The sequence below is a fragment of the Blochmannia endosymbiont of Camponotus sp. C-046 genome (assembly GCF_023585865.1).
Classification (GTDB): Bacteria; Pseudomonadota; Gammaproteobacteria; order Enterobacterales; family Enterobacteriaceae; genus Blochmanniella.
The window spans coordinates 681,679-703,839 of the sequence record NZ_CP097752.1; the positions used below are offsets into that span (position 1 = coordinate 681,679).

Sequence of the window (22,161 nt, forward strand, 5' to 3'; positions counted from 1 at the left end):
TATGTACTTTGTAACTACGAAAATATCCATGTATGCATACACATAGATAATAAATTTTAATTAAAATTATTATATAAAATAATCCATTTGCGAATATTACATTCTATCTCGACAATAAAATGATTTTTAACAATCATATTCAAACAAATACAAATATAATTTACTGTCTATATTTAGTTCATGCAACAGTCACATAAACTCTCATACAATACTACAAATAAATGTATTATACACAAAACCAACATCAATAATTAAATTAATTTAAATATTAAATAAATTAAAATAGTATTCTAATCATAATATTACAATATTTATATTTTTATATGAAATATTCATATACTTATTAGGAGGGGGTATGAAAAAATTGCATCTCATTTTGATAGTAATTTATTTGATATTTTCATTCAAAAGCATTGCCTCTTCAATTACAGAAGGCAGGCAATATGTTCGACTAAATAAACCTATTCACAATGCACCGCAATTATTAGAATTTTTTTCTTTTTACTGCCCACATTGCTATCAATTCGAACAAATTTATCATATTTCCAATAATATAAAACAAACATTACCTAAAAATGTAAATTTTTATAAATATCATGTAAATTTTTTAGGTAACTTAGGAAAGCAATTAACACATGCTTGGGCTGTAGCAATAGCATTAAGAATAGAAAATAAAATCAGCCCTATATTATTTACAGCAATACAAAAACAACAATCTATTCGCACTGTAGAGGATATTCGTGCAATATTCATTAAATCTGGTGTCAAAGAAGAAGAATTTGATATCGCTTGGGATAGTGTATTAGTAAAATCTTTAATTTTGGATCAAGAACAAGCAGCAATAAATTTTCGTTTAAAAGGAGTACCATCAATATTCATTAATGGTAAATATATGATAAAAAACGAGAAATTAGACATATCATCCGTTAATGCTTATATAAAACAATTTTGTGAGTTGCTAAATTTACTTATAGATAAAACATAATCCTTATATATTGCACATCATCATTACGCTAACATATATAAATAAGTATTTTATTTGTATTAAAGTTATTTCGAAAAATGACTTCATTGATTTTATTATTTTGTTGTTTATAATAACCTTACAGTTAATAGTTTTACTAAGTAACAATCTAATATTCTCTTTATTTTTCTGTAAAATTAAGTCGTATACAAACATTATTATGGCTACAATCATAAATAGTCCGATAATTCTAGTGGATGGATCTTGTTATATACACCGTGCATATCATGCATTTCCCCCATTAATCACTAGCTCTGGAACCCCAGTGTGGGTAATATACGGGGTAATCAACATGATAAAAAGTCTATTGATACGATATCAACCTACTCACATGGTAGTTGTTTTTGACACAATAGGAAAAACCTTTCGTAATAATTTATTTGAACAATATAAAGCTAATCGTATTAAAACCCCTAAAAATTTATATACTCAAATTGATCCATTATGTGAAATAATACAAGCGATGGGGTTACCAATTCTGAGAGTGCCTGATGTAGAAGCAGATGATGTAATAGGTACATTAGCTGTATCTTGCGCGCGATCAGGAAATTCTGTATTAATTAGTACAGGAGATAAAGATATGGCTCAGATAGTATCCTCTCAAATAACTCTCATAAATACCATGTCGAATATTATTCTCACTCCTAAAGAAATAGAAAAACAGTTTGGGGTACCACCAACTTTAATAGCCGATTATTTAGCATTAATAGGAGATCGATCTGATAATATTCCTGGAGTTCCTGGAATAGGAAAAAAAACTGCTCAGATTTTATTAAATAAAATAGGTAACTTAAAAAAATTATACGATCATCTAGATAAATTTGATATATTAAATTTAGGTCTACGTGGTGCTAAAGCAATACAAAAAACATTGCAAATCAACAAAGAAGTAGCATTTCTTTCTTATAGGTTAACAACTATTCAAACGAATCTATCTTTAAATATATCTGATTATCAACTGTTAATACAACGGATAAATATGAACACTTTGTCATCTTTATTCACACAGTATGAATTTACAAATTGGTTAATAGATTTACAATCAGGAACATGGCTGGATAAATATCACCATTTTAAAAATACCCCATCACACCGACAATCCAATAATACACTGTTCTCTCAAAAAAATAATTTATTATTAAATTATTCCAAAGAACAAAAAACTATCAAAATAATACACAATATTGAAATGTTGTATCATTGGGTTGAAAAAATTAACACATCCAAATTTTTCATATTTAGTATACATACAGATATATTTCATGTTTCTACAGCTAATATCATAAGTATATGTTTATCTATAGATACTAAAGAAAACGCGTATATCCCTATAAAAACTGATTCAATTAATAATCATCAGAATTTTTTATATCTTGAGGAAATATTATCAATTCTACAACCAATTTTAGAAAATGAAAAAATAAAAAAAGTTAGCCAACATCTAAAATTTAGCTACTCTGTTTTTAAACGTTATAATATAAATTTAGTTGGTATGGAATTTGATGTTATATTAGAATTATATACACTGTATGGTACTTCTAATTATCACGATATAAAAAAATTTTTAGATAAGGATACATTTGATGCTGTTACAAATTTTAAAAAAAATTATGAAAATTATAATAAAAAAAATATAATTTCAGATCTTCAAAATATACAATTACAGTCGCTATATGCCTCAAAATTCATCAAATCCTTGTTTAATCTACACCATACTTTATGGCCAAAAATAGAGGAAAATGACAAACTAAAAAAAATATTTGAAGAAATAGAAATGCCTTTAATATCTATTTTATCCCGCATTGAAAGTTATGGTGTATTGATTGATAAACAACTACTTAATACACATTCAGAAGAGTTAGATTCGCGAATTCATGCATTAGAGCTAGAAGCATATCAATTAGTAGGCACTCCTTTTAATCTTGCTTCAACTAAACAATTGCAAGAAATATTATATAATCAGCAAAAGTTACCAATTTTAAAGAAAACACCTAAAGGGGCTCCTTCAACCAATGAAGAAGTATTAAACAAATTATCAAAAAAATATCCAATTCCAAAAATTATTTTGCAGTATCGTGCTTTATCTAAATTACAATCTACTTATATCAACAAACTAATCGCTATGATCAATAAAAAATCAAATAGAGTACACACTTCGTATAATCAAACTAGAACTTCTACGGGACGACTTTCCTCTACTAGTCCTAATTTGCAAAATATTCCAAATAGAAATTACGATGGAAGAAAAATACGTCAGGCTTTTATTGCTCCTAAAAATTTTTTAATTGTAGCAGCAGATTATTCTCAAATAGAATTAAGAATTATGGCGCATCTTTCTCAAGATACTAAATTAATCAATGATTTTCTTTCTGAAAAAGATATTCATACTGCAACAGCTTCTGAAATATTTGTTACTGCATTACACTCAGTTACTGATGAACAAAGACAACGAGCTAAAACTATTAATTTTGGATTGATTTATGGAATGAGCGCATTTGGATTAGCACGTCAATTATCAGTAACATGTAAAGAAGCTCAAAAATATGTAGATCGTTATTTCAATCGTTATCCTGGTGTTATGAAATATATGCAACATATTCGAGAACATGTTAATAAATACGGTTATGTATCTACATTAGACGGACGAAAATTATATTTACCAGACATTTATTCCACTAATATTTCACAAAAGAAAAGCGCTGAAAGATCAGCAATTAATGCTCCTATGCAAGGGAGCGCCGCTGATATTATTAAAAAAGCAATGATATCCATCGATAATTGGTTGCAAAAAAATGAAATTCCAGCACGGATTATTATGCAAGTACATGATGAATTAGTATTCGAAGTACACCATGATCTTATAGACCCGGTTATAAGAAAAATTAAAACATTAATGGAAGAATGTTTTATTATGGATGTACCACTAAAAGTAGATATTGGTGTTGGAAAGAATTGGGAGCAAGCACATTAATACATAAATTTACATCAAATTAATATTAAAAATACAATGATAAATATCACTACATGTTGCATAACAATCACATTATAATAATTTATTTATGTAAATTATATTTTAAAAAATACACTATTTTAACCAATTATTGAGGACTTTTTTCAATGATTTTATTCCATATTTTCTTACGACAGAAAAAGGTTCAACCTGTATATGTGTTTCAAATATCATCTGCATATCTTGTTTTATTTTTTTATATGTAATTTGCAAAATATTTCTAGAAATTTTATCTGATTTGCTTAATAAAGCAAAAATAGGAACGTTTAGGGAAAGCGCACTTTCAATTGTTTTTTGATCTAAATCTTTTATTGGATACCTAATATCCATTATTAATATTAATCCTCTTAAATTTTCTCTCTTTTTTAAGTATTCGCATATAGCATCGTGCCAATAGTTTCTTCTTTTTTTGCTTTTTTTAGAATAACCATAACCAGGAAAATCAATAAGACGAATACCCGGACTAATTTCAAATAAATTAATCAATTGTGTGCATCCTGGTGTTTTACTCACTTTAGTTAATTTTTTTTGATAAGTTAAAGCATTAATAGCACTAGATTTTCCGCTATTAGAATAACCAACGAAAGCTACCTCCATACTTGTTGTTTCGTTAGGTAAACAATAAACCGCAGGTACACTTATTAGAAAATAAGCAACACGATAATTATATGTCATAACACAGTAAATATTAAAATGAATTATTTAAATTAATATAATTTTGTTCATTCAAAAATCAAATAAATTAACAAAATTTATTTGATAAACCCTTCAAACAACCAATTTATATATGAATATGAAAATAATTGTTTTGTTCCTTGATAAAATTTTTTGTAAATTACTATCTATAGTCAATAAATAATGTTGTATTTTTATTTTTTTCACATATAATACAAAAAATTTTTAAACGCTATAATACAGATCAAATTCTACAGGATGTGGTGTAGCAGATACTAGTCTACTGTCTTCTTGACACAATGAAATATATGTATTGATATAATCTTGGGTAAAGACGTTCCCTCGGGTTAAAAACATATGATCTTCGTATAAATATTTTAGTGCTTCATCAAGAGATGAAGCCACATGTGGTATAGATAATGCTTCTTTTTTAGAAACAGTATATAAATTTTTATCTACAGGTTCTCCAGGATGGATGTTATTCATGATGCCATCTAATCCAGCCATAAGCAACGCAGAAAACGCCAGATAAGGATTGGCAGAAGGATCAGGAAAACGAACTTCAACACGGCATGATGCATCATTTCCTAATTTTTCCACAAACGATGGAATACGAATGGCACTGGACCGATTACCAGCAGAATAAGTCAACATTACTGGAGCTTCATAATTTGGAACTAAACGTTTATACGAATTGGTAGTTGGATTAGTTATAGCATTTAATGCTTTAGCGTGACGTAAAATACCTCCAATATAAAATAAAGCGATATCGGAAAGTTTGCCATATTGCAAACCTGAAAACAAATTAGTATCTTTTTTATGCAAGGATATATGACAATGCATTCCTGACCCATTATCATTTATAATAGGTTTAGGCATAAAAGTTGCGGTTTTTCCAGAATTATGAGCAACATTGTGGACCACATATTTGTATATTTGTATTTCATCAGCTTTTTTAGTAAGAGTGTTGAATCGAGTTGCTATCTCATTTTGGCCCGATGTTGCAACTTCATGATGATGAGCTTCTACGATTAACCCCATTTTTTCCATTGTTAAAGACATAGCAGATCGTAAGTCTTGAGAGGAATCTATTGGGGGCACTGGAGCGTATCCACTTCTTATTTTAGGACGATGACCTTTATTTCCGTCTTTATAAACCCTACCACTGTTCCATGAAGACTCTCGATCGTCAACAACTACATAAGATCCTGATATTGTTGTCGAAAAACGCACACTATCAAATAAAAAAAATTCTGGTTCAGGACCAAACATAACGTTATCAGCAATACCAGAATTATACAAAAACATTTCCGCCCGTTTAGCTATAGACCGTGGATCCCTATCATAATTTTTCATAGTATTAGGGTCAATTACATCACAACGAATAATTATTGTGGCATCTTCATAAAATGGATCTATCACGAAACTATCAAGATCAGGCATTAATATCATATCTGATTTATTAACATCTTTCCAACCTTTAATAGAAGACCCATCAAAAATTTTGCCATGATTAAATAAATGATCATTAACCTGTGTTGTAGGAATAGTAATGTGTTGTTCTTTTCCTTTGGTATCAGTAAAACGCAAATCGACAAATTTTATTTGATTCTCATTTATAACAGAAAAAATTTTTTCAATATTTTTCATATTTATTCTCTCAGCTATTATAGATCACATGATAATGATAATATTACTTGTATAAAGGCATTTAACAATACTCTTGTGAATAAGATTCTTGCGATCAAACAGTTTTCAAAACTTTATTTGATTAAGATATCTATATTCAAACTATACCATATTTTAGTACATAAAATATTTGAATCAGATCTGTTAATCCTTTATTGAAACCTAAAATTTGTTGGATATAACACTGATTTCTTATATTACTATTATCTTGATAAATAATTTAATATAATAAAAACAAACACACTTATATGCATAACGACTATCAATTATTTTTATCATTTCTATAATTCAACATAAAAAACAGTTAAAGCCCAAACATGCTATAATCATTTTTATGTATTTATATACTTCATGATATTTATAAAGTACACAAATATATATACATTTTTATTTTCATATAAATTTAAAAAATGCATCTATATTGTAAGCAACATTGTCAATATCAACAATAGTTTTAGAGAATTAAACATATATTAACAATGATAACTGTTGTTTTATAAATAAAAAAATTATATATACTACATGCGATAATACAAACTTACATAAGAACAACATAACGATCTTATATTTTGATAGACTTTTATAATTATCATATTAGACATTCCTTTTGTCTTAAATATCAATTTCATCACTCAAAATAATATTGATTTTTTAATTGTATACATAGTCAATATTCATTTTTTGGTAATTAAATCTTCTTCTATTTCCCTTAACGCAAGTACGGTATGCTTATCATTATTATTTTTTTTAATCAACGTTTCTTTTCCACCAATTTGCAGTTGCCGCGCGCGCCGCGCGGCAACTAATATTAAATCAAATATATTACCAACTTTTTCTACAGCATTCTGTACAGTTATACGTGCCATTTTAATTTACCGCATATTAAAAATTTATTTATTAGTTTAAATTAATATTGATTGGGTATATATACTACTTTATTCTTTACATATCTGGTAATAATAAATTATTTATTAATGTTGCATAACGTATTTCTTGATGTGCTATTCGTAATTGTTCAGATAACATAATTGATTGTAAATGTATTAAAGCGACATCAAAATTATCATTTACAACGACATAATCATATTCTTTAAAATGGCTAATTTCATCCATTGCTTGCTTCATACGTATAGCGATCACTTTCTTTGTGTCTTGTCCTCTCAAATACAAACGGTGTGCCAATTCTTTTTTTGATGGAGGTAAAATAAAAATAGTATAGATGTTTTTTGATATTTTATTTCGAATTTGTTGAGCTCCTTTCCAGTCAATATTTAGTATAATATGTACCCCAGTATTTAGCATCATTTCAATATTACTTTTTGCAGTACCATAATAATAATTAAAAATTTTTGCATATTCAAAAAACATATTTCTATCAATCATATATTTAAACATTTTTTTTGAAACAAAATAATAATCCTTCCCATGTATTTCTCCAGGCCTTTGAATACGTGTGGTATAAGAGATAGATAATTTAGTTTGATAAATAAAACGATTATATTGCATTACAGTTTGAATTAATGTAGATTTCCCTGCTCCACTAGGGGCGGATATGATGCACAATATTCCTGAATTCTTTGTCATAAAATGATCATGTATATATATACATATATATATATATATTTAATTATATAAATAGTTAAAATTTATAAATATATATCGTATTAATATGTGTACACATATTTTTATTAAATATCAATTTAGTTCCCATTCATTTTCAAACCATTGTTTGCATGAATATATTGATATTATCTCAAAAGAAGATCCTTGATCAAAACATTTTCGTAATTTAATTATACTAAAGTATATATTGTCACCATGAAATTACTGAAAATTATTTAGTTTCATCGCGGATCTTCTTTGAATTAATAAAAATTTATAGCATAATATATGTATGTTGTATTGTTATTTTGTGACATTATTTTTTTGTTGTGTTTCAAGTAAATTACATACTTCTTTGAAACTTTTAAGTTGTACATCAGATAAAAGGGAAAATATACGGTCTAAAATAACATTGTGTGTATCTTCAGCAACACGTAATTTATCACGTCCTTTTTCTGTAATATAAACGTATTTTACTCTACGATCTGTAAGACTCTGTTGTCGCCGTAACATTTCATCTTTTTCTAATGCATCGAGAACTGTTACTACAGTTCTTGATGAAAATCCCATATAATTTTTTATGTCTGTTGCGCTGGTTTTGCCAGTAGTAATAAGATGTAAAATTTTCATCTTAGACATTGAAAGACCTTCATTAATTAATTGACCATTTATTTCTTTGCGTAAACGGTGATAAATACGAGATAAGGATTCTACCATGTTTGAAATATCTGTTGATCTATTCATAATTATTTGTCTCTATATTGAATCAATAATGATAATAGGACTGTATTTGGCAGTATCAGTTAATAATAGTCTAAAACAGTAATTATTATTTGAAGTATTGTTTACTGAGAATAATAAACTTTATAGACAATTATTTACATCTGATAATCAATTATATTTTTAATTAACTATTACAGTGTACACCTCCTAACTTATTGCAATTTTACTAAATTAAAATTTTGATTTTATTAAAAAATAGAAAACATGATTCATTCAGAATATATATATTCTGGTATTTAATTTATTTTGTTTTCTATTTTTATTTTATCGGAGTTTTTTTAAATTTGAAATATGGCTATTGGAAAATAAAACTTCTTGTAGATTTATTAAAAAATAATTTTTTTTATATTTTATGATTTATTTTTAATTTTATAATTTTATACATCTGTAAGTAAACAGATCTAAATCAAAAAAAAACAATATTATTATAAAATATAAAATAATTTTTTATTTTTTATACAAATAAAAATAAAAAATTATTTTATATTTTATAATAATATTTTTTATTAAATTATATATTCTTTCTTTTAATTCACATGCACTCTTAAAAATAATAATATTAAAGGATATATATCAGTTTTTTTATAGTAAAATATTAACTATATAAATTTATGTAGTACTTAAATAAAATAAATTTGAGTATAAAAATTATTATAAAAATTTAAATTTTTAATAATTGAATCCACTCTATAGATCAGAGAATCTCCATAAAATTAAAATTTTAAGTACATTATATTTTTAGTATCAATTAATATGTTTAATCAAATTGATTCATCAGACTAAATTTCATGTGATGAAAATAAAAAATAATTAAGAATTATAAAATTGGAAGGTTATACAACAAATTCAGATTTTAAATATAAAAATTTTAAAAAGCAGATAGATATCTTATCTAAGAAGATATATTATATCATTCAATGTTCTGAGTTTGTTCTCGTATTTGTTCAATAAATATTTTTAAGGAGATTGCTAATTGAGTAATGTAAGAATTGATAGATTTGGAAGTTAATGTATTAGCCTCCCTATGTAGTTCTTGTATTACAAAATCTAATCGTCTACCAACAGCTCCGTTTTCATCAAGAATACGATGCATCTCTTTAATGTGAATCGTTAGACGATCTACTTCTTCTGAAATATCAATCTTTTGAGCTATCATTAATAGCTCCTGCTCCAGTCGTACTGGGTCAGTATAAACGCAAACATCTTTCATGTATTCCAAGAGTTGTTTTCTTTTACACTCTAATACATTAGGAATATACTGGCGAATTTTATTCACTTCAGAGTACATTAGATGTAATCGTTCTATAATTTTATTTTTTAAAAACACACCCTCTCTTTTTCTATCTTGTATTAAATTATCTAATGTTTTTTTAAAACATATTAATAATTCAGAATGAACATTATTCTTCATATTATCCAAATTATTTTTTTCATACGTTATTACTCCTGGCCAAGATAAAATATCTATTGGATTAATTTCCCCTTCATTAGTTAATGTTTTTATCCATTTTGCATATAAAACGAGATTGTTCACTAATGGTTTATTAACAGAAACCGTCTCTGTATTACTGTCACAATTCTTATTTATTTGAATATGTAAAACACATTCTACTCTCCCTCTAATAAGAGAATCTTTAATATTTTTACGAATTACCCATGACAAACCATAAAGATATTTAGGTAAATCGATATGAATATCTAAATAACGTTGATTTAAAGAACAAATTTCCCAGGTAACATTACCCCATGTATATTTTTCTTCATTCTTTGAGAACGCAGTCATACTATGAATCATAATAATCACCTAAATTTGTTAATATGTATAATTTAAAAAATACAATAATTTTATTTTGTCATCTATCCTGTCATTAGAATAGCCTCTCCACACACATATATCGGTGTAATTTTAAAAATTTTCAGAATTTATTTAATACCCATTCAATTTTTATTAAATTAATTGAATAGATAGTAGTATCTACAACACTATAATGGACTTTAATTTATAAAACTATTGTTCGTATCCAAAAATAAAAAAACTACAATTAAAATGCTTAATTTTTTTTCAAAAAATTTATTTTGCTATATAATATAGCATATATATAAATACTAAACACAATGGATTTAAAATATATAAAATAAAATCTGCATACGATATATACACATATATAAAAAGTATATTATGTTTATTTTTTTATGATCTTTTATCATTAAACTATTTGTGAACTTGTAAAAAATTATTGAAAAAATAAACGACTATTTAAAAATTTATATTAATAAAAGTTGCTATAAACATTCAGCATAATATAACTATAAATACTCTATTAATATGTATATAACTATATAAATTAAATAATTAAAGTTGTTTATTTGAATGACAATACACAAAAATTGCTATGTATAATTAACAGTATTTTACATTGAATGTCCAAAACCATTCGACCCACGTTCGGTAGGTATAAACGATTTAACTACAGAAAGCTTAACTGGAAGTATTGGTATAAAAATTAATTGTGCTATTCGTTGTCCGGGATATACAACATACTTTTTTAAACCACGATTCCATAAAGACACCATCAATTCTCCTTGATAATCTGAATCAATCAGTCCCACTAAATTTCCCAAAACAATACCACATTTATGGCCTAAACCTGAACGAGGTAAAATAACACCTGCTATTTCTGAATCAGCAATATGTACCGCAATACCAGTAGAAATCAAATGAGTTGTCCCAGGACAAATGGTCAACGGTTTATCCAAACAAGCTGATAAATCTAACCCAGCAGATCCTAATGCAGCGTATTTTGGAAAAGAAAAATTCTTATAAACCTTATCATTAATAATTTTAACATTAATTATTTTCATTATAACGATTAATAATTTAATTAATAAGTTGTTGTGCTAATAATTTTTTTTTTCTTAAAGGTAATACAACACTTCCTTTATTCCAAAATAAATATAAAGCATTATCATCACTGTTAAATCCTTGGTTCATACGAGAAATATTATTGGCACAAATTAAATCCAAATGTTTACTAATTCGTTTGTCTTGAGCATATTTTTTTATATTATTAGTTTCAGCAGCAAAACCCACGACATAAGGACGGTTTTCAATTAAAGACCCTACTTCCGCTACAATATCGGGGTTTTTAATCATAATTATTTTTAAAGTATTTTTATTTTTTTTAATTTTTTTAAGAGAAGCATGACAAATACGATAATCTGACACCGCTGCACAACCAATGAAAATTTGTTGATTACAAATATCTCGCATAACTGCTTCTTTCATCTCTAATGCAGAGATAACATTAATACGATGTACTCGAATAGGGGTGCGTAGATTTACTGGACCTGCAATCAATGTAACTTTCGCTCCCTTATCTGCAGCGGCTTGCGCGATAGCAAATCCCATTTTTCCCGAACTATAATTAGTAAAAAAACGAACAGGATCTAAAGCTTCGTGAGTCGGACCAGCAGTAATCATGATACTAAGATGACTCAAAGAACTATCGCAATAGAAATAATGCTCTACATATTCAGCAAGTATTTTTGGATCTGTCATACGCCCATACCCAATATCATGACAAGCTTGACATCCATAATCTGGGCCCCATATTAAAACTCCTCTTTTTTTTAGAATGTTTAAATTAGTTTGAGTTGCAATAACTTTGTACATTTGTTGGTTCATAGATGGAGCAACAGCAATAGGAGCCGTTGTAGCTAAACATAAACTACATAGTAAATCATCAGCTAATCCTACAGATAATCTAGCTAACAGATTAGCTGTGGCCGGAGCTAGTAAAACTAAATCGGCCCACTTAGCTAATTTTATGTGAGGCATTGTAGTTTCTATTTGAGTGGTTAAACGATTGTCTAATACTGGATGACATGATATTGTTTGAAGACTTAAGGGAGTAACAAATTTTTTTGCAGATTTTGTCATAATCACTTTAACTTCTGATCCTCGTTCTTTTAAACATCGAACAAGATCTATAGTTTTATATGCCGCGATACCACCGCTTACTCCTAATATGATATGTTTGTTAATTAATCCCGTCATATTACATTTCAAAATAAAATACTTAAAAAATTCATAATTACATTGTAATATAACATAAAAACTTCATATAATATATCTTAACTATTATATATAACAGCTAAGATATATGCGAGAATGTATATAGACAATGATGAAATAAAATTTCATAAATAAATCTACTATTTTACAACATATCTAGTGCTATAAATAATTTTTAAAAATTATTTAATTTTCTTATTTTAAATTGTGCAAAAATAAAACAAGTAAGTAATTATAATTATGTTTATAATCCTAAATTTAGGTACCTTAAGCAGTATCAAAACTAAAAAACCAAAAAATAAGAATAAATAAAAATATTTTATTTTAACTTTAAAACAATTATTCGTAACAAAAATAAAAGGAGAACGTATGGCGCGAATGTGTCAAATTACAGGAAAACGTCCCATGAACGGAAATAAACGATCTCACGCAATGAACGCAACGAAACGTTGGTTTTCACCTAATATTCATTCTCATCGTTTTTGGGTAGCAAGTAAGAAACGTTTCGTTGCGTTACGGTTATCTGCTAAAGGAATAAGATTAATTGATAAGTTTGGGATTGAACATTTTTTACTAAAATATATTCCAAAAAATAAATAATATTCAACAGGAATAATCTAATGGCCAAAGAAACACGAGAAATAATCCGGTTATTTTCTTCTTCTAAGAATGGACATTTCTATAGCACCACAAAAAACAAACGCACTAACTCTGAAAAAATGACACTAAAAAAATTTGACCCCGTTGTGCGAAAACATGTAAAATACATAGAAGGTAAGAATGGTTAAATAAATAAAAATCAAAACTCAACAATATATAACAACCCTGCACAGCCTCAATGTTTTTTGAGGCTGTGCAGGGTTGTTTAGTTTAACTATTATTTAAAATATCGCTATATTCATCTATCTGTATTTTGCATATTTATAGAGTAAAATGTTAAATCAAATCACATTATATTACATGTATAGAACTTTAGACCTACACAATTTTCTCTTTTTTAGAGAAAGAAGTATTGCTGTGTTTTTTTTCAGTAATACATAGTTTTTCAATAACCTTCTTAGCAATAAAAGAAGGCATAAAACGATCTAATTCACCACCATATTGAGCAATTTCTTTCACTAATTTAGAAGAGAGTGACGCCCATATATCTGTGGATACCATAAATATAGTCTCTACTTCATTTGAAAAATAATTATTAATTTTTGCAAGTTGTATTTCATATTCCAAATCTGATCTACTTCTGAGACCACGAATTAAAATATTCACTTTTTTTTTTTCATCACATTTATGGTTAGGTCATTGAAACCAAACACTGTTACATGATCTAACATTGCAGTCGCCTGCTTCGCAAATATTACGCGTTCTTCAAGACTAAATAAAGGATGTTTTTGTGAATTTTCAGCTACAGCTAAAAATATTTTATCAAAAATTTTATGAGCTCTAATAATTATATCTAAATGTCCATAAGTTAATGGATCAAAAGTCCCTGGATACATAACCTGAATTGTCATGAGAATATTAATAATTATGTTTTATTACAATAAAAAGACCACAATATATATACGTATACATATTATATACCAAACATGGAAAACTCAACTTCGTCTATGTAGACTATAATTCTCAAATAAGAATAATAAAAAAAATGACTTATTCAACAATTGTTAACAATCGATACAATAGATATAAAAATAAATTATAACAACGTTTATAAATTAAATTATTCTCAATTTATATTTTTATGAATAAAAATATTTTTTAAAATTATCCATTGATAACAGCTATACCCCATGCAATATATAATAATACTTTTATCTATTATATTTTAGTATAATTTCATATCATAGTTAGAGTATAATGCTCTATCATTCATAAATATTTTAATATTAAAAATCTCAACTATCATAATCTAATTTATAACCATTATAAAATACCGCATAATAGGTTATCTTTTGCACTAATAAATAGTTTTGTCTAATAAATACAATAGTTGTTGTAGTGCTCCTTGATTATTTTGTAGTACTTTCATAGCTCTACAGCCATAACTTAAACGACATTGTTGATTTACCAGTAACATAGCAATAGCCTTCACTAAAGATTCCGTATCAGTTACTGTAATTAATCCATTTGATTTATATAATTTAACACAAATATCATTAAAATTAAAAGTGTATGGCCCCATAATCAATGGAATAGAATGTGCCGCTGGCTCCAACGGATTATGTCCTCCATGTTTTACTAAGCTACCCCCAATAAACGCTATATCTGAAACACCATATAATAACATTAATTCTCCTATAGTATCATTAATAATTACTTGTGTCGCTTTAGATGGAATAATCCCACTACTTCTCATGATATAAGAAAATCCAGCTTGTTCAGTAATGTTTTTAACATCAACAAAACGCTCTGGATGACGTGGAGCCAGAATCATCAATAAATCAGGAAACCTTGCCAAAAGATGTTTATGCGCTTTCAGCAATAATATCTCCTCTCCTGCATGAGTACTGCTAGCTATCCATACCTTCCGTTTTTTGATCCAATTTTTTTTTAAAAATGAAATTTTGTTTAATAAATCCTGATTCATTTCAATATCACATTTTAGATTACCCATAACAAACAATTGATTTTTTTTTAATCCTAATTTAAGAAATCGAGAAGCATCTTCTTTATTTTGAGCAGCAATTAACGTAATACGTTCCATAATTAGTGAAATAAAATGACTAAATCTTTTATATTTAATAAAAGAACGAAATGATAACCGAGCATTAGCAATAATGAAAGGAATCTCACGTTGATATAATATATTAATGAGATTTGGCCATAATTCAGTTTCCATGGTAATAACTAATCGGGGCTTAACTTGATCAATAAATCGTTTCATAGCACCAGGTAAATCATAAGGTAAATAACTGCAGTGTGCGTTATGATGAAACTTAGATCGTGCTAATTCTATTCCTGTAGGAGTCATCGCAGTTAATGTAATTGCTATTTCTGGATAACGCTGCTGCAAAGCACGTATCAAAGGGATCGCTGCTAATGTTTCTCCTAAAGACACAGCATGCAGAATAATACCATCAGATTGAATAGGTTTTTTGTAAAATCCATAACGCTCCAACCAATGTTTACGATACGATGGCGATCGTCTGCTACGCCATAATAATCGTATCCATATTATAGGTTGAGCAACATACATAATAATACTATATATTGCAATATATAGTTTAAACATATAATATCTCAAGTTAATTATTACATTTATAATTACTAATTTAAGCATTTTACATGTATTTAATTACATATCAATAATCATTGATGTCTTATATTAAATATTTTAATAGTTAATTCTTAAAAATTTAAAATAATTTTGTTTAAAAACTATCTCAAATAGACTACTATTTTCATTAATTATATTTATGAAATATTTTTTTATTTTATATTAAAAAAATAAATTATTAAAAATATATTTTAGAACTAAATATTATATTTTATATGTACAATTATTAATTACTGATTCAATATTTGTTTATCCATTCAAATAAATTTTTTTAATAATGATTAAAATTTAATTATCCACATCATTTTATACATGATGCTTATAATAAATAAATTATATAAATTAAAAAATCTAATTAATTTTCCGTACAACTAAAAAATAAATATTTATCCAGATAAATACACATAATAAAAACGCATCATTCTTTACTTGAAAGAATTTGTATTAACATCAATTTATTTTTTTTAAAATTAAATTTAAAAAAATCTATTCACTAACTATTATTAATATATAATAATCACAAATTGAAAATTTGTTGGCATATATCAAATACATTTAATAGAAATTTACATATATAATACATTTACTTATTTTAAACATTGATTAAAATTTAAATATCATAAAACCATTTTTTTTAATATTAAATAATAGGATTAAACTAACGTAGATACTCTATTCTTCAATACTATCACACATTTGCCTAATTTCACCGTAATGATGAATTAATTCACTCTATTCAAAAAAATAAAAATCATGTTAAAAACAATTTTTATTTCTATAATTTTAATATTTTGAAGAATTTATTTTCTCTATATAAACAGATTTACATTTCTATTTTAAATTGAAAAAATAATTTATATTTTAATTATATAATTATGCATAATGAAATATATTTCAAAATATCGATGACTTCGGCGCATCATACATCAATCTTCATTGATACAGTAAAAATTTTAATTAACAACATCTCCCGATGTTATATATGAATTAAATATAAAAATAATTTTGATTACCTATCAGATTAAATTGTAAATTCATTTTTATTATATATAGACTCTGATTATATCTTATTTATTAAATTTATATTGATAGAAATTTTATAATAAAAATAAAACAGTAATTTATTTATAAAATATGAATTTTTTTGTAAAATGAAAATAATAAAATAGAAGTATCATTTATTTTTATTAATATATTTTTTATTTACTAATAAAATATATTTTATATCTAATAAAACATTAATATCTACTTTTATTTAAAAATTTCAATTTCTATTAAATAAAACTAAACAATTAAAAATAAAAAAATAAATAACGAACATATTCGAGCATTTTAATATTCTAAAACCATATTTAAATTTTACAATCAATATGATATCAAGAAATATGACAGCACTAGAATAATGAAAATATTTTGATACTTTTTATTAAAAAATATATATAATTTGTTAATTATGAACTAATTATTTGAAGTGATATATAATCAGATGTTAAATAATCTCAATTAAAAAAATAATGATATTCATCACCCACATATAATGTGTATCTATCATCCTTCTCAAATATATAATTATTTACTTTTAAACCACATCGAATACTATTACTTATAATAAACAAAGATAATTTAAAAACATTAATTTGTAATAAATCATTACAAATTAATTTTAAAAAAATTAATTTTAATAAGTACAAAAAAAGTGTTGAGGTATATTTTCATTTGATAATTTTTTGCAATGATTCCCAGACATGTGTAGGAGTTAAATGTTTCATTTTTTTAGTTGAAGACCGTAAAGCAACTTGATTTTGACCATATGTTCCAATTAATTTAGGGTTAGTTGGTCCATATAATGTCACATTAGGACATCCAAGAGCTGCCGTTAAATGACTAAGTCCAGTATCAACAGATATTACTGCAGTTGCCCCAGATATTTGACAGGCAATCTCTTGTAACGTTAATTTTGGTAATATTATTATTTGGTTACAATATAATCTTGCTAACTGATTAGTACGTAATTCTTCACTTTTCGTCCAAAAAGGTAATTTAATGAAATATCCCGCATTAATAGCGTATTGAGCTATAATACTCCAATTAAATTCCGGCCAAAGTTTTTGAAGTTTAGTAGTAGAATGAAAAAATATTAAATAAGGAACATTATTTTTTTGAAGTGGAAATAAATGCGCAATATTATATTTGCCTATGCAAGACGGGACAGGATATTTTAAACTAAAAGAAAACAGCTGTCGAATGCGTTCTACAGCATGTTGACTTTTTTTAATGTAATGTCGTTCATGATAAACAAAAGAACTCATGGGCTCTCGTACACTTGTATAATCCATACCATATTTTTTTCCACGTGTAATACACGTTATCAATAATGATGTCTTCAATAAACCCTGAGCATCAATAATTACGTCGTATCTCTTTTTTAATTGTATACAACATTCACGGTATCTCTTCCATGAAGAGAGTTTATACCAATTTTTTATCCAAAATCTAAGATTTATAGGAATAATTTGATGTATTGCGGGATGCCATCTAGGGATATCAGAAAAAGTTTCTTCTACAACCCAATCAAACAATATATTTGGTACAACATTCGATGCATCAGTAACTGCAGGTAAAGTATGTATAATATCCCCCATAGAAGAAACTTTTATGATTAAAACTTTCATGATGATTATAATATCTTTTCTTTAGTTAATCCATTAATAATGTTTTTAATTCCTTGAAAACTTGATCTGGAGTAATAGTCATTAGACTGCTATGATAACCATATAAACTATCTCCATTTCTTATTGCATAATATCCTTTCACATGACGAATCACAATAGATTGAGAAAACAAAGGGGGAGTAAACTTAGGATTACTAGGCCCATACAGTCCTATTACAGGACGTTTCAATGCACAAGCTATATGCATTAAACCAGAATCATTACTAACAATTCCTATACATGTCGCTATAATTGCAATCGCTTCGCCTAATGATGTGATTCCTATAAGATTGTTACAGTGTTGTTTCAAATTATTGAGAATACTATGTTTAATAAATCTATTAATTAATTGATCTTTAGGGGATCCTAATATTACCACATGATATCCATCACGAATCAATCGAACAGCTAACGTTATATAATGATAATGAGGCCAGCTTTTAGCTAATCCAAATTCTGCGCCTGGGCATAAACCAATCAATGATTTTCTATAAAAATACAAATTAAATTTGCATAATACATTTTCAATTTGTTTGTCACTCACGCTTAATCGAGGTAACGGCAACGGATCAGGTAAATTACAAAAATGTGTTGCAACATTATAATCGCATGCTAAAGCGGCGTAACGTTGTACCATCAACGGAAAGGATGTTTTGTTAAGTATCCTCAAATCATTTAAAATACCATATCTCATTTCTCCACGCCATCCAGTTCGAACTGGAATACCTGCAAAAAATGGTATTAAAGCAGATTTAAACGAATTAGGTAATATTATTGCTTGTTGATATTGCTCATTTTTTAAAAATTTTCCGAGGTGGTAACATTTTGATAACTCTAAAGATCCATGTCTATAAGGAATAAACAATGTTTGACTAATTTCAGGCATATGACTAAATAGATCCTTACACCATATTGAAGTAAGTACATCAATATTAATATTGGAACAATATTTCTTCATTAACAATTGATACATACTATGTGAGATCACGGTATCGCCAATCCATGAAGGACTAATAACTAATATTTTCATCGTGAAAATATTAGTTATTATTTACCATTATAATGATTAACATTATTGCAAGATAACCAATTTAAATAATGATATATACCTTGATTAATATTCATAAATTCCTTACAGTAACCTGACTTTCTTAACTGAGAGATATTTGCCTGAGTAAATATTTGATAATGATCGCTTATTTTTTTTGGCATAGCAATATATTTAATGTTCATATCTTGATTACAAAAACTTAATACAATACTAGCAACAAACTCAAATGATTCAGACTTGCCTGTTCCACAATCAAAAATTCCAGATATATTATTGTTCCAAACCCAAAGATTTATATCAACTATATCTTCAACGTGTATGAAATCCCGTTTTAATTCTTTACTTCCAATAAACAGTGTTGGATGTTTTTTGTTTGTAATTTTCCGATATAATTGAAATATTATACTAGCCATACTGCCTTTATGTGCTTCATAAGGACCGTAAACATTAAAATACCTTAATCCACAAACTTGAGATGAAACTTTTGGCAATACAGAACGCACATACTGATCAAATAAAAATTTGGAATAACCGTATATATTCACAGGCTGTTCATATGTATGGGGAGGTACAAACGCGCTGGTATCTCTACCATACACTGATGCAGAAGAAGCATATATAAAAGGAATTTTATTGTTAACACAATAAAATAATAAATCTTTAGAATACTGATAATTATTCTCCATCATATACTTACCGTCCCATTCAGTAGTGGAAGAACAAGCTCCTTCATGAAACACTACATCTATGTCTTTAATATAAGAATTAACAGAACTATTAAGTATCTTATTAATGAAGTAATTCTTATCCATATAGTCCGCAATATGCAAACTGTTCAGATTTTTATATTTTTCCCCATTCTTTAAATCATCTACTACCAGAATATTTTTGTATTCAATTTTATTTAAAGATTTAACAATATTGCAACCTATAAATCCTGCTCCTCCAGTGACCACAATCATACATTCTCACATCGTTACATATATATTAATAAACAAAAATTCACACAATAATTTGAATTATTTTTTCAACAACGCAACATCATGAAAAATAATTCTAAATATTCAGTAAAAAAATATATTACTTTAAGTTATTTACTATGTACAATATAGCATATTTTATATTAATAATTTTATATTATGATTACTTTTTCTGAGTTCTGCGCTATCCAAAAACAAGAGTATATCATAAAGAACATGTATTTATTGAATTATTTATAACAAAGTGCACTAGTTTTTTATTTAAATGTAGAATATAATACATTTTCGCGATGTATTTGTGATATAGAATCGTATACATGTATTTATGTTAATTCATGATATTTATCATTTAACGCAATATCAATACTATCAAATCCAAAAATATGCATTCAAACATAAATGATGTAATCATTCATAGATCACTAGTTTTATTAAAGCTGTGTGCATGACACTGTATAATATACACATAAATTTTATAGTATACTACATATAAAATTTATTTTTTTAAATAAGTTTACAACCCATGTATATATTAGAAATCATAACATTCTTACAGCAACATATAATACTTAGCGCAATATGGGTTCTTTTGTTCATTGCTACATTGTATACTGTGATTAACAATTGGTTATTCGGACATTCTGAAATATTACGTGATAAAGCAATTTATCTTATAAATAGAAAAAACGCGATGGTAATAGATATTCGTAGTCAAGATGACTATTACGCAGGACACATCACAAATAGCATTAATGTTTCAATAGAAGAAATTAAAAGTAATAATATTTGTAAATTAAAAGGATTAAAACAACATCCGTTGATTATTGTACACGATAATAATGTACTAGCACACTCAATTAAACAACATCTACTGCATGAACTAAAATTTAAAGAAATATATGTACTACACGGTGGTATAGTGGGATGGAAAGCTGATAATTTTCCTCTTTTATCAAAAAAATAAAATATAAAATAATGAGAACAAAGAATGGCTTATATTGAAATTTACACAAAAAAAAATTGTCCTTACTGTGAACGCGCTAAAGCATTATTAGAAAAAAAATCTTTGAATTTTAAAGAAATTTCTATAGATCGCAGTGACGTGCCAGACAATATAAAAACAGAAATGAAACAACGATCTGGTGGTCGTTCTACATTTCCGCAAATTTTTATAGACGGTCTACATATTGGAGGATCAGATGATTTAGTACTTTTAAATGATCAGGGAAAATTAGATCTAATCTTAATGAATAAAAAAGTTAGTAAATAATTATTTATACTTAT

General features: G+C 26.5%; 19 protein-coding genes and 1 pseudogene. 6 read left to right on the plus strand and 14 right to left on the minus strand.

Going from position 1 to position 22,161, the window contains the following annotated elements; translation table 11 throughout:
* Window positions 1-355: 355 nt before the first annotated feature.
* A complete protein-coding gene (dsbA, locus tag M9409_RS02855; protein ID WP_250226858.1) occupies window positions 356-985 on the plus strand; it encodes a thiol:disulfide interchange protein DsbA in 630 nt (209 codons plus the stop codon).
* 199 nt (window positions 986-1,184) lie between these two features.
* Window positions 1,185-3,995, plus strand: a complete 2,811-nt coding sequence (gene polA, locus M9409_RS02860; RefSeq protein ID WP_250226859.1) for a DNA polymerase I — start codon at window positions 1,185-1,187, stop codon at window positions 3,993-3,995.
* A 114-nt stretch (window positions 3,996-4,109) separates the two neighbouring features.
* Here polA and yihA read toward each other — a convergent pair whose 3' ends face one another.
* From yihA to coaBC, 8 genes and pseudogenes are all read right to left on the minus strand, one after another.
* Window positions 4,110-4,709, minus strand: a complete 600-nt coding sequence (gene yihA / locus M9409_RS02865) for a ribosome biogenesis GTP-binding protein YihA/YsxC (protein ID WP_250226860.1) — start codon at window positions 4,707-4,709, stop codon at window positions 4,110-4,112.
* A 225-nt stretch (window positions 4,710-4,934) separates the two neighbouring features.
* Window positions 4,935-6,359 (minus strand): type I glutamate--ammonia ligase, encoded by a 1,425-nt coding sequence (gene glnA, locus M9409_RS02870; RefSeq protein ID WP_250226861.1) that lies wholly within the window; start codon window positions 6,357-6,359, stop codon window positions 4,935-4,937.
* Between the two features lie 716 nt (window positions 6,360-7,075).
* Window positions 7,076-7,264: pseudogene (gene rpoZ / locus M9409_RS02875) on the minus strand (DNA-directed RNA polymerase subunit omega); the annotation flags it as partial.
* 76 nt (window positions 7,265-7,340) lie between these two features.
* On the minus strand, window positions 7,341-7,982 hold the full coding sequence (gmk, locus tag M9409_RS02880) for a guanylate kinase (RefSeq protein WP_250226862.1): 642 nt from the start codon (window positions 7,980-7,982) through the stop codon (window positions 7,341-7,343).
* A gap of 321 nt (window positions 7,983-8,303) precedes the next feature.
* A complete protein-coding gene (locus M9409_RS02885) occupies window positions 8,304-8,744 on the minus strand; it encodes a MarR family winged helix-turn-helix transcriptional regulator (RefSeq protein ID WP_250226863.1) in 441 nt (146 codons plus the stop codon).
* 949 nt (window positions 8,745-9,693) lie between these two features.
* Window positions 9,694-10,578, minus strand: a complete 885-nt coding sequence (locus M9409_RS02890) for a YicC/YloC family endoribonuclease (RefSeq protein ID WP_250226864.1) — start codon at window positions 10,576-10,578, stop codon at window positions 9,694-9,696.
* Between the two features lie 617 nt (window positions 10,579-11,195).
* Entirely contained in the window at window positions 11,196-11,648 is a 453-nt protein-coding gene (gene dut / locus M9409_RS02895) for a dUTP diphosphatase (RefSeq protein WP_250227211.1), read from the minus strand.
* A 13-nt stretch (window positions 11,649-11,661) separates the two neighbouring features.
* Window positions 11,662-12,840 (minus strand): bifunctional phosphopantothenoylcysteine decarboxylase/phosphopantothenate--cysteine ligase CoaBC, encoded by a 1,179-nt coding sequence (coaBC, locus tag M9409_RS02900; protein ID WP_250226865.1) that lies wholly within the window; start codon window positions 12,838-12,840, stop codon window positions 11,662-11,664.
* Between the two features lie 387 nt (window positions 12,841-13,227).
* Between coaBC and rpmB the strand changes: the two genes are divergently transcribed.
* Window positions 13,228-13,458: a 50S ribosomal protein L28 gene (gene rpmB / locus M9409_RS02905; RefSeq protein WP_250226866.1), complete on the plus strand. Its 231-nt coding sequence runs from the start codon at window positions 13,228-13,230 to the stop codon at window positions 13,456-13,458.
* A 20-nt stretch (window positions 13,459-13,478) separates the two neighbouring features.
* The gene (rpmG, locus tag M9409_RS02910) at window positions 13,479-13,646 is read left to right on the plus strand and encodes a 50S ribosomal protein L33 (RefSeq protein ID WP_250226867.1); all 168 of its coding nucleotides are present in this window, start codon (window positions 13,479-13,481) and stop codon (window positions 13,644-13,646) included.
* Between the two features lie 190 nt (window positions 13,647-13,836).
* Here the strand turns inward: rpmG and M9409_RS02915 are convergent, their stop codons facing one another.
* The 6 genes from M9409_RS02915 to rfaD all read right to left on the minus strand — a co-directional run bounded on the left by M9409_RS02915 (window position 13,837) and on the right by rfaD (window position 20,859).
* Window positions 13,837-14,124 carry a nucleotidyl transferase family protein gene (locus M9409_RS02915; RefSeq protein WP_250226868.1) on the minus strand — a complete coding sequence of 96 codons (288 nt, stop codon included), beginning with the start codon at window positions 14,122-14,124 and terminating at the stop codon, window positions 13,837-13,839.
* The gene (locus M9409_RS02920) at window positions 14,121-14,369 is read right to left on the minus strand and encodes an adenylyltransferase/cytidyltransferase family protein (RefSeq protein ID WP_250226869.1); all 249 of its coding nucleotides are present in this window, start codon (window positions 14,367-14,369) and stop codon (window positions 14,121-14,123) included. The genes M9409_RS02915 and M9409_RS02920 overlap by 4 nt, the downstream gene beginning before the upstream one ends.
* 446 nt (window positions 14,370-14,815) lie before the next feature.
* Window positions 14,816-16,090 (minus strand): lipid IV(A) 3-deoxy-D-manno-octulosonic acid transferase, encoded by a 1,275-nt coding sequence (gene waaA / locus M9409_RS02925; protein ID WP_250226870.1) that lies wholly within the window; start codon window positions 16,088-16,090, stop codon window positions 14,816-14,818.
* 1,757 nt (window positions 16,091-17,847) lie between these two features.
* The gene (waaC, locus tag M9409_RS02930) at window positions 17,848-18,807 is read right to left on the minus strand and encodes a lipopolysaccharide heptosyltransferase I (protein ID WP_250226871.1); all 960 of its coding nucleotides are present in this window, start codon (window positions 18,805-18,807) and stop codon (window positions 17,848-17,850) included.
* Window positions 18,808-18,832: 25 nt separating this feature from the next.
* The gene (waaF, locus tag M9409_RS02935) at window positions 18,833-19,876 is read right to left on the minus strand and encodes a lipopolysaccharide heptosyltransferase II (RefSeq protein ID WP_250226872.1); all 1,044 of its coding nucleotides are present in this window, start codon (window positions 19,874-19,876) and stop codon (window positions 18,833-18,835) included.
* Between the two features lie 17 nt (window positions 19,877-19,893).
* On the minus strand, window positions 19,894-20,859 hold the full coding sequence (rfaD, locus tag M9409_RS02940) for an ADP-glyceromanno-heptose 6-epimerase (RefSeq protein WP_250226873.1): 966 nt from the start codon (window positions 20,857-20,859) through the stop codon (window positions 19,894-19,896).
* A gap of 541 nt (window positions 20,860-21,400) precedes the next feature.
* Here rfaD and M9409_RS02945 point away from each other — a divergent pair.
* Window positions 21,401-21,841 carry a rhodanese-like domain-containing protein gene (locus tag M9409_RS02945; RefSeq protein ID WP_250226874.1) on the plus strand — a complete coding sequence of 147 codons (441 nt, stop codon included), beginning with the start codon at window positions 21,401-21,403 and terminating at the stop codon, window positions 21,839-21,841.
* A 24-nt stretch (window positions 21,842-21,865) separates the two neighbouring features.
* The gene (grxC, locus tag M9409_RS02950) at window positions 21,866-22,147 is read left to right on the plus strand and encodes a glutaredoxin 3 (protein ID WP_250226875.1); all 282 of its coding nucleotides are present in this window, start codon (window positions 21,866-21,868) and stop codon (window positions 22,145-22,147) included.
* Window positions 22,148-22,161 lie beyond the last annotated feature (14 nt).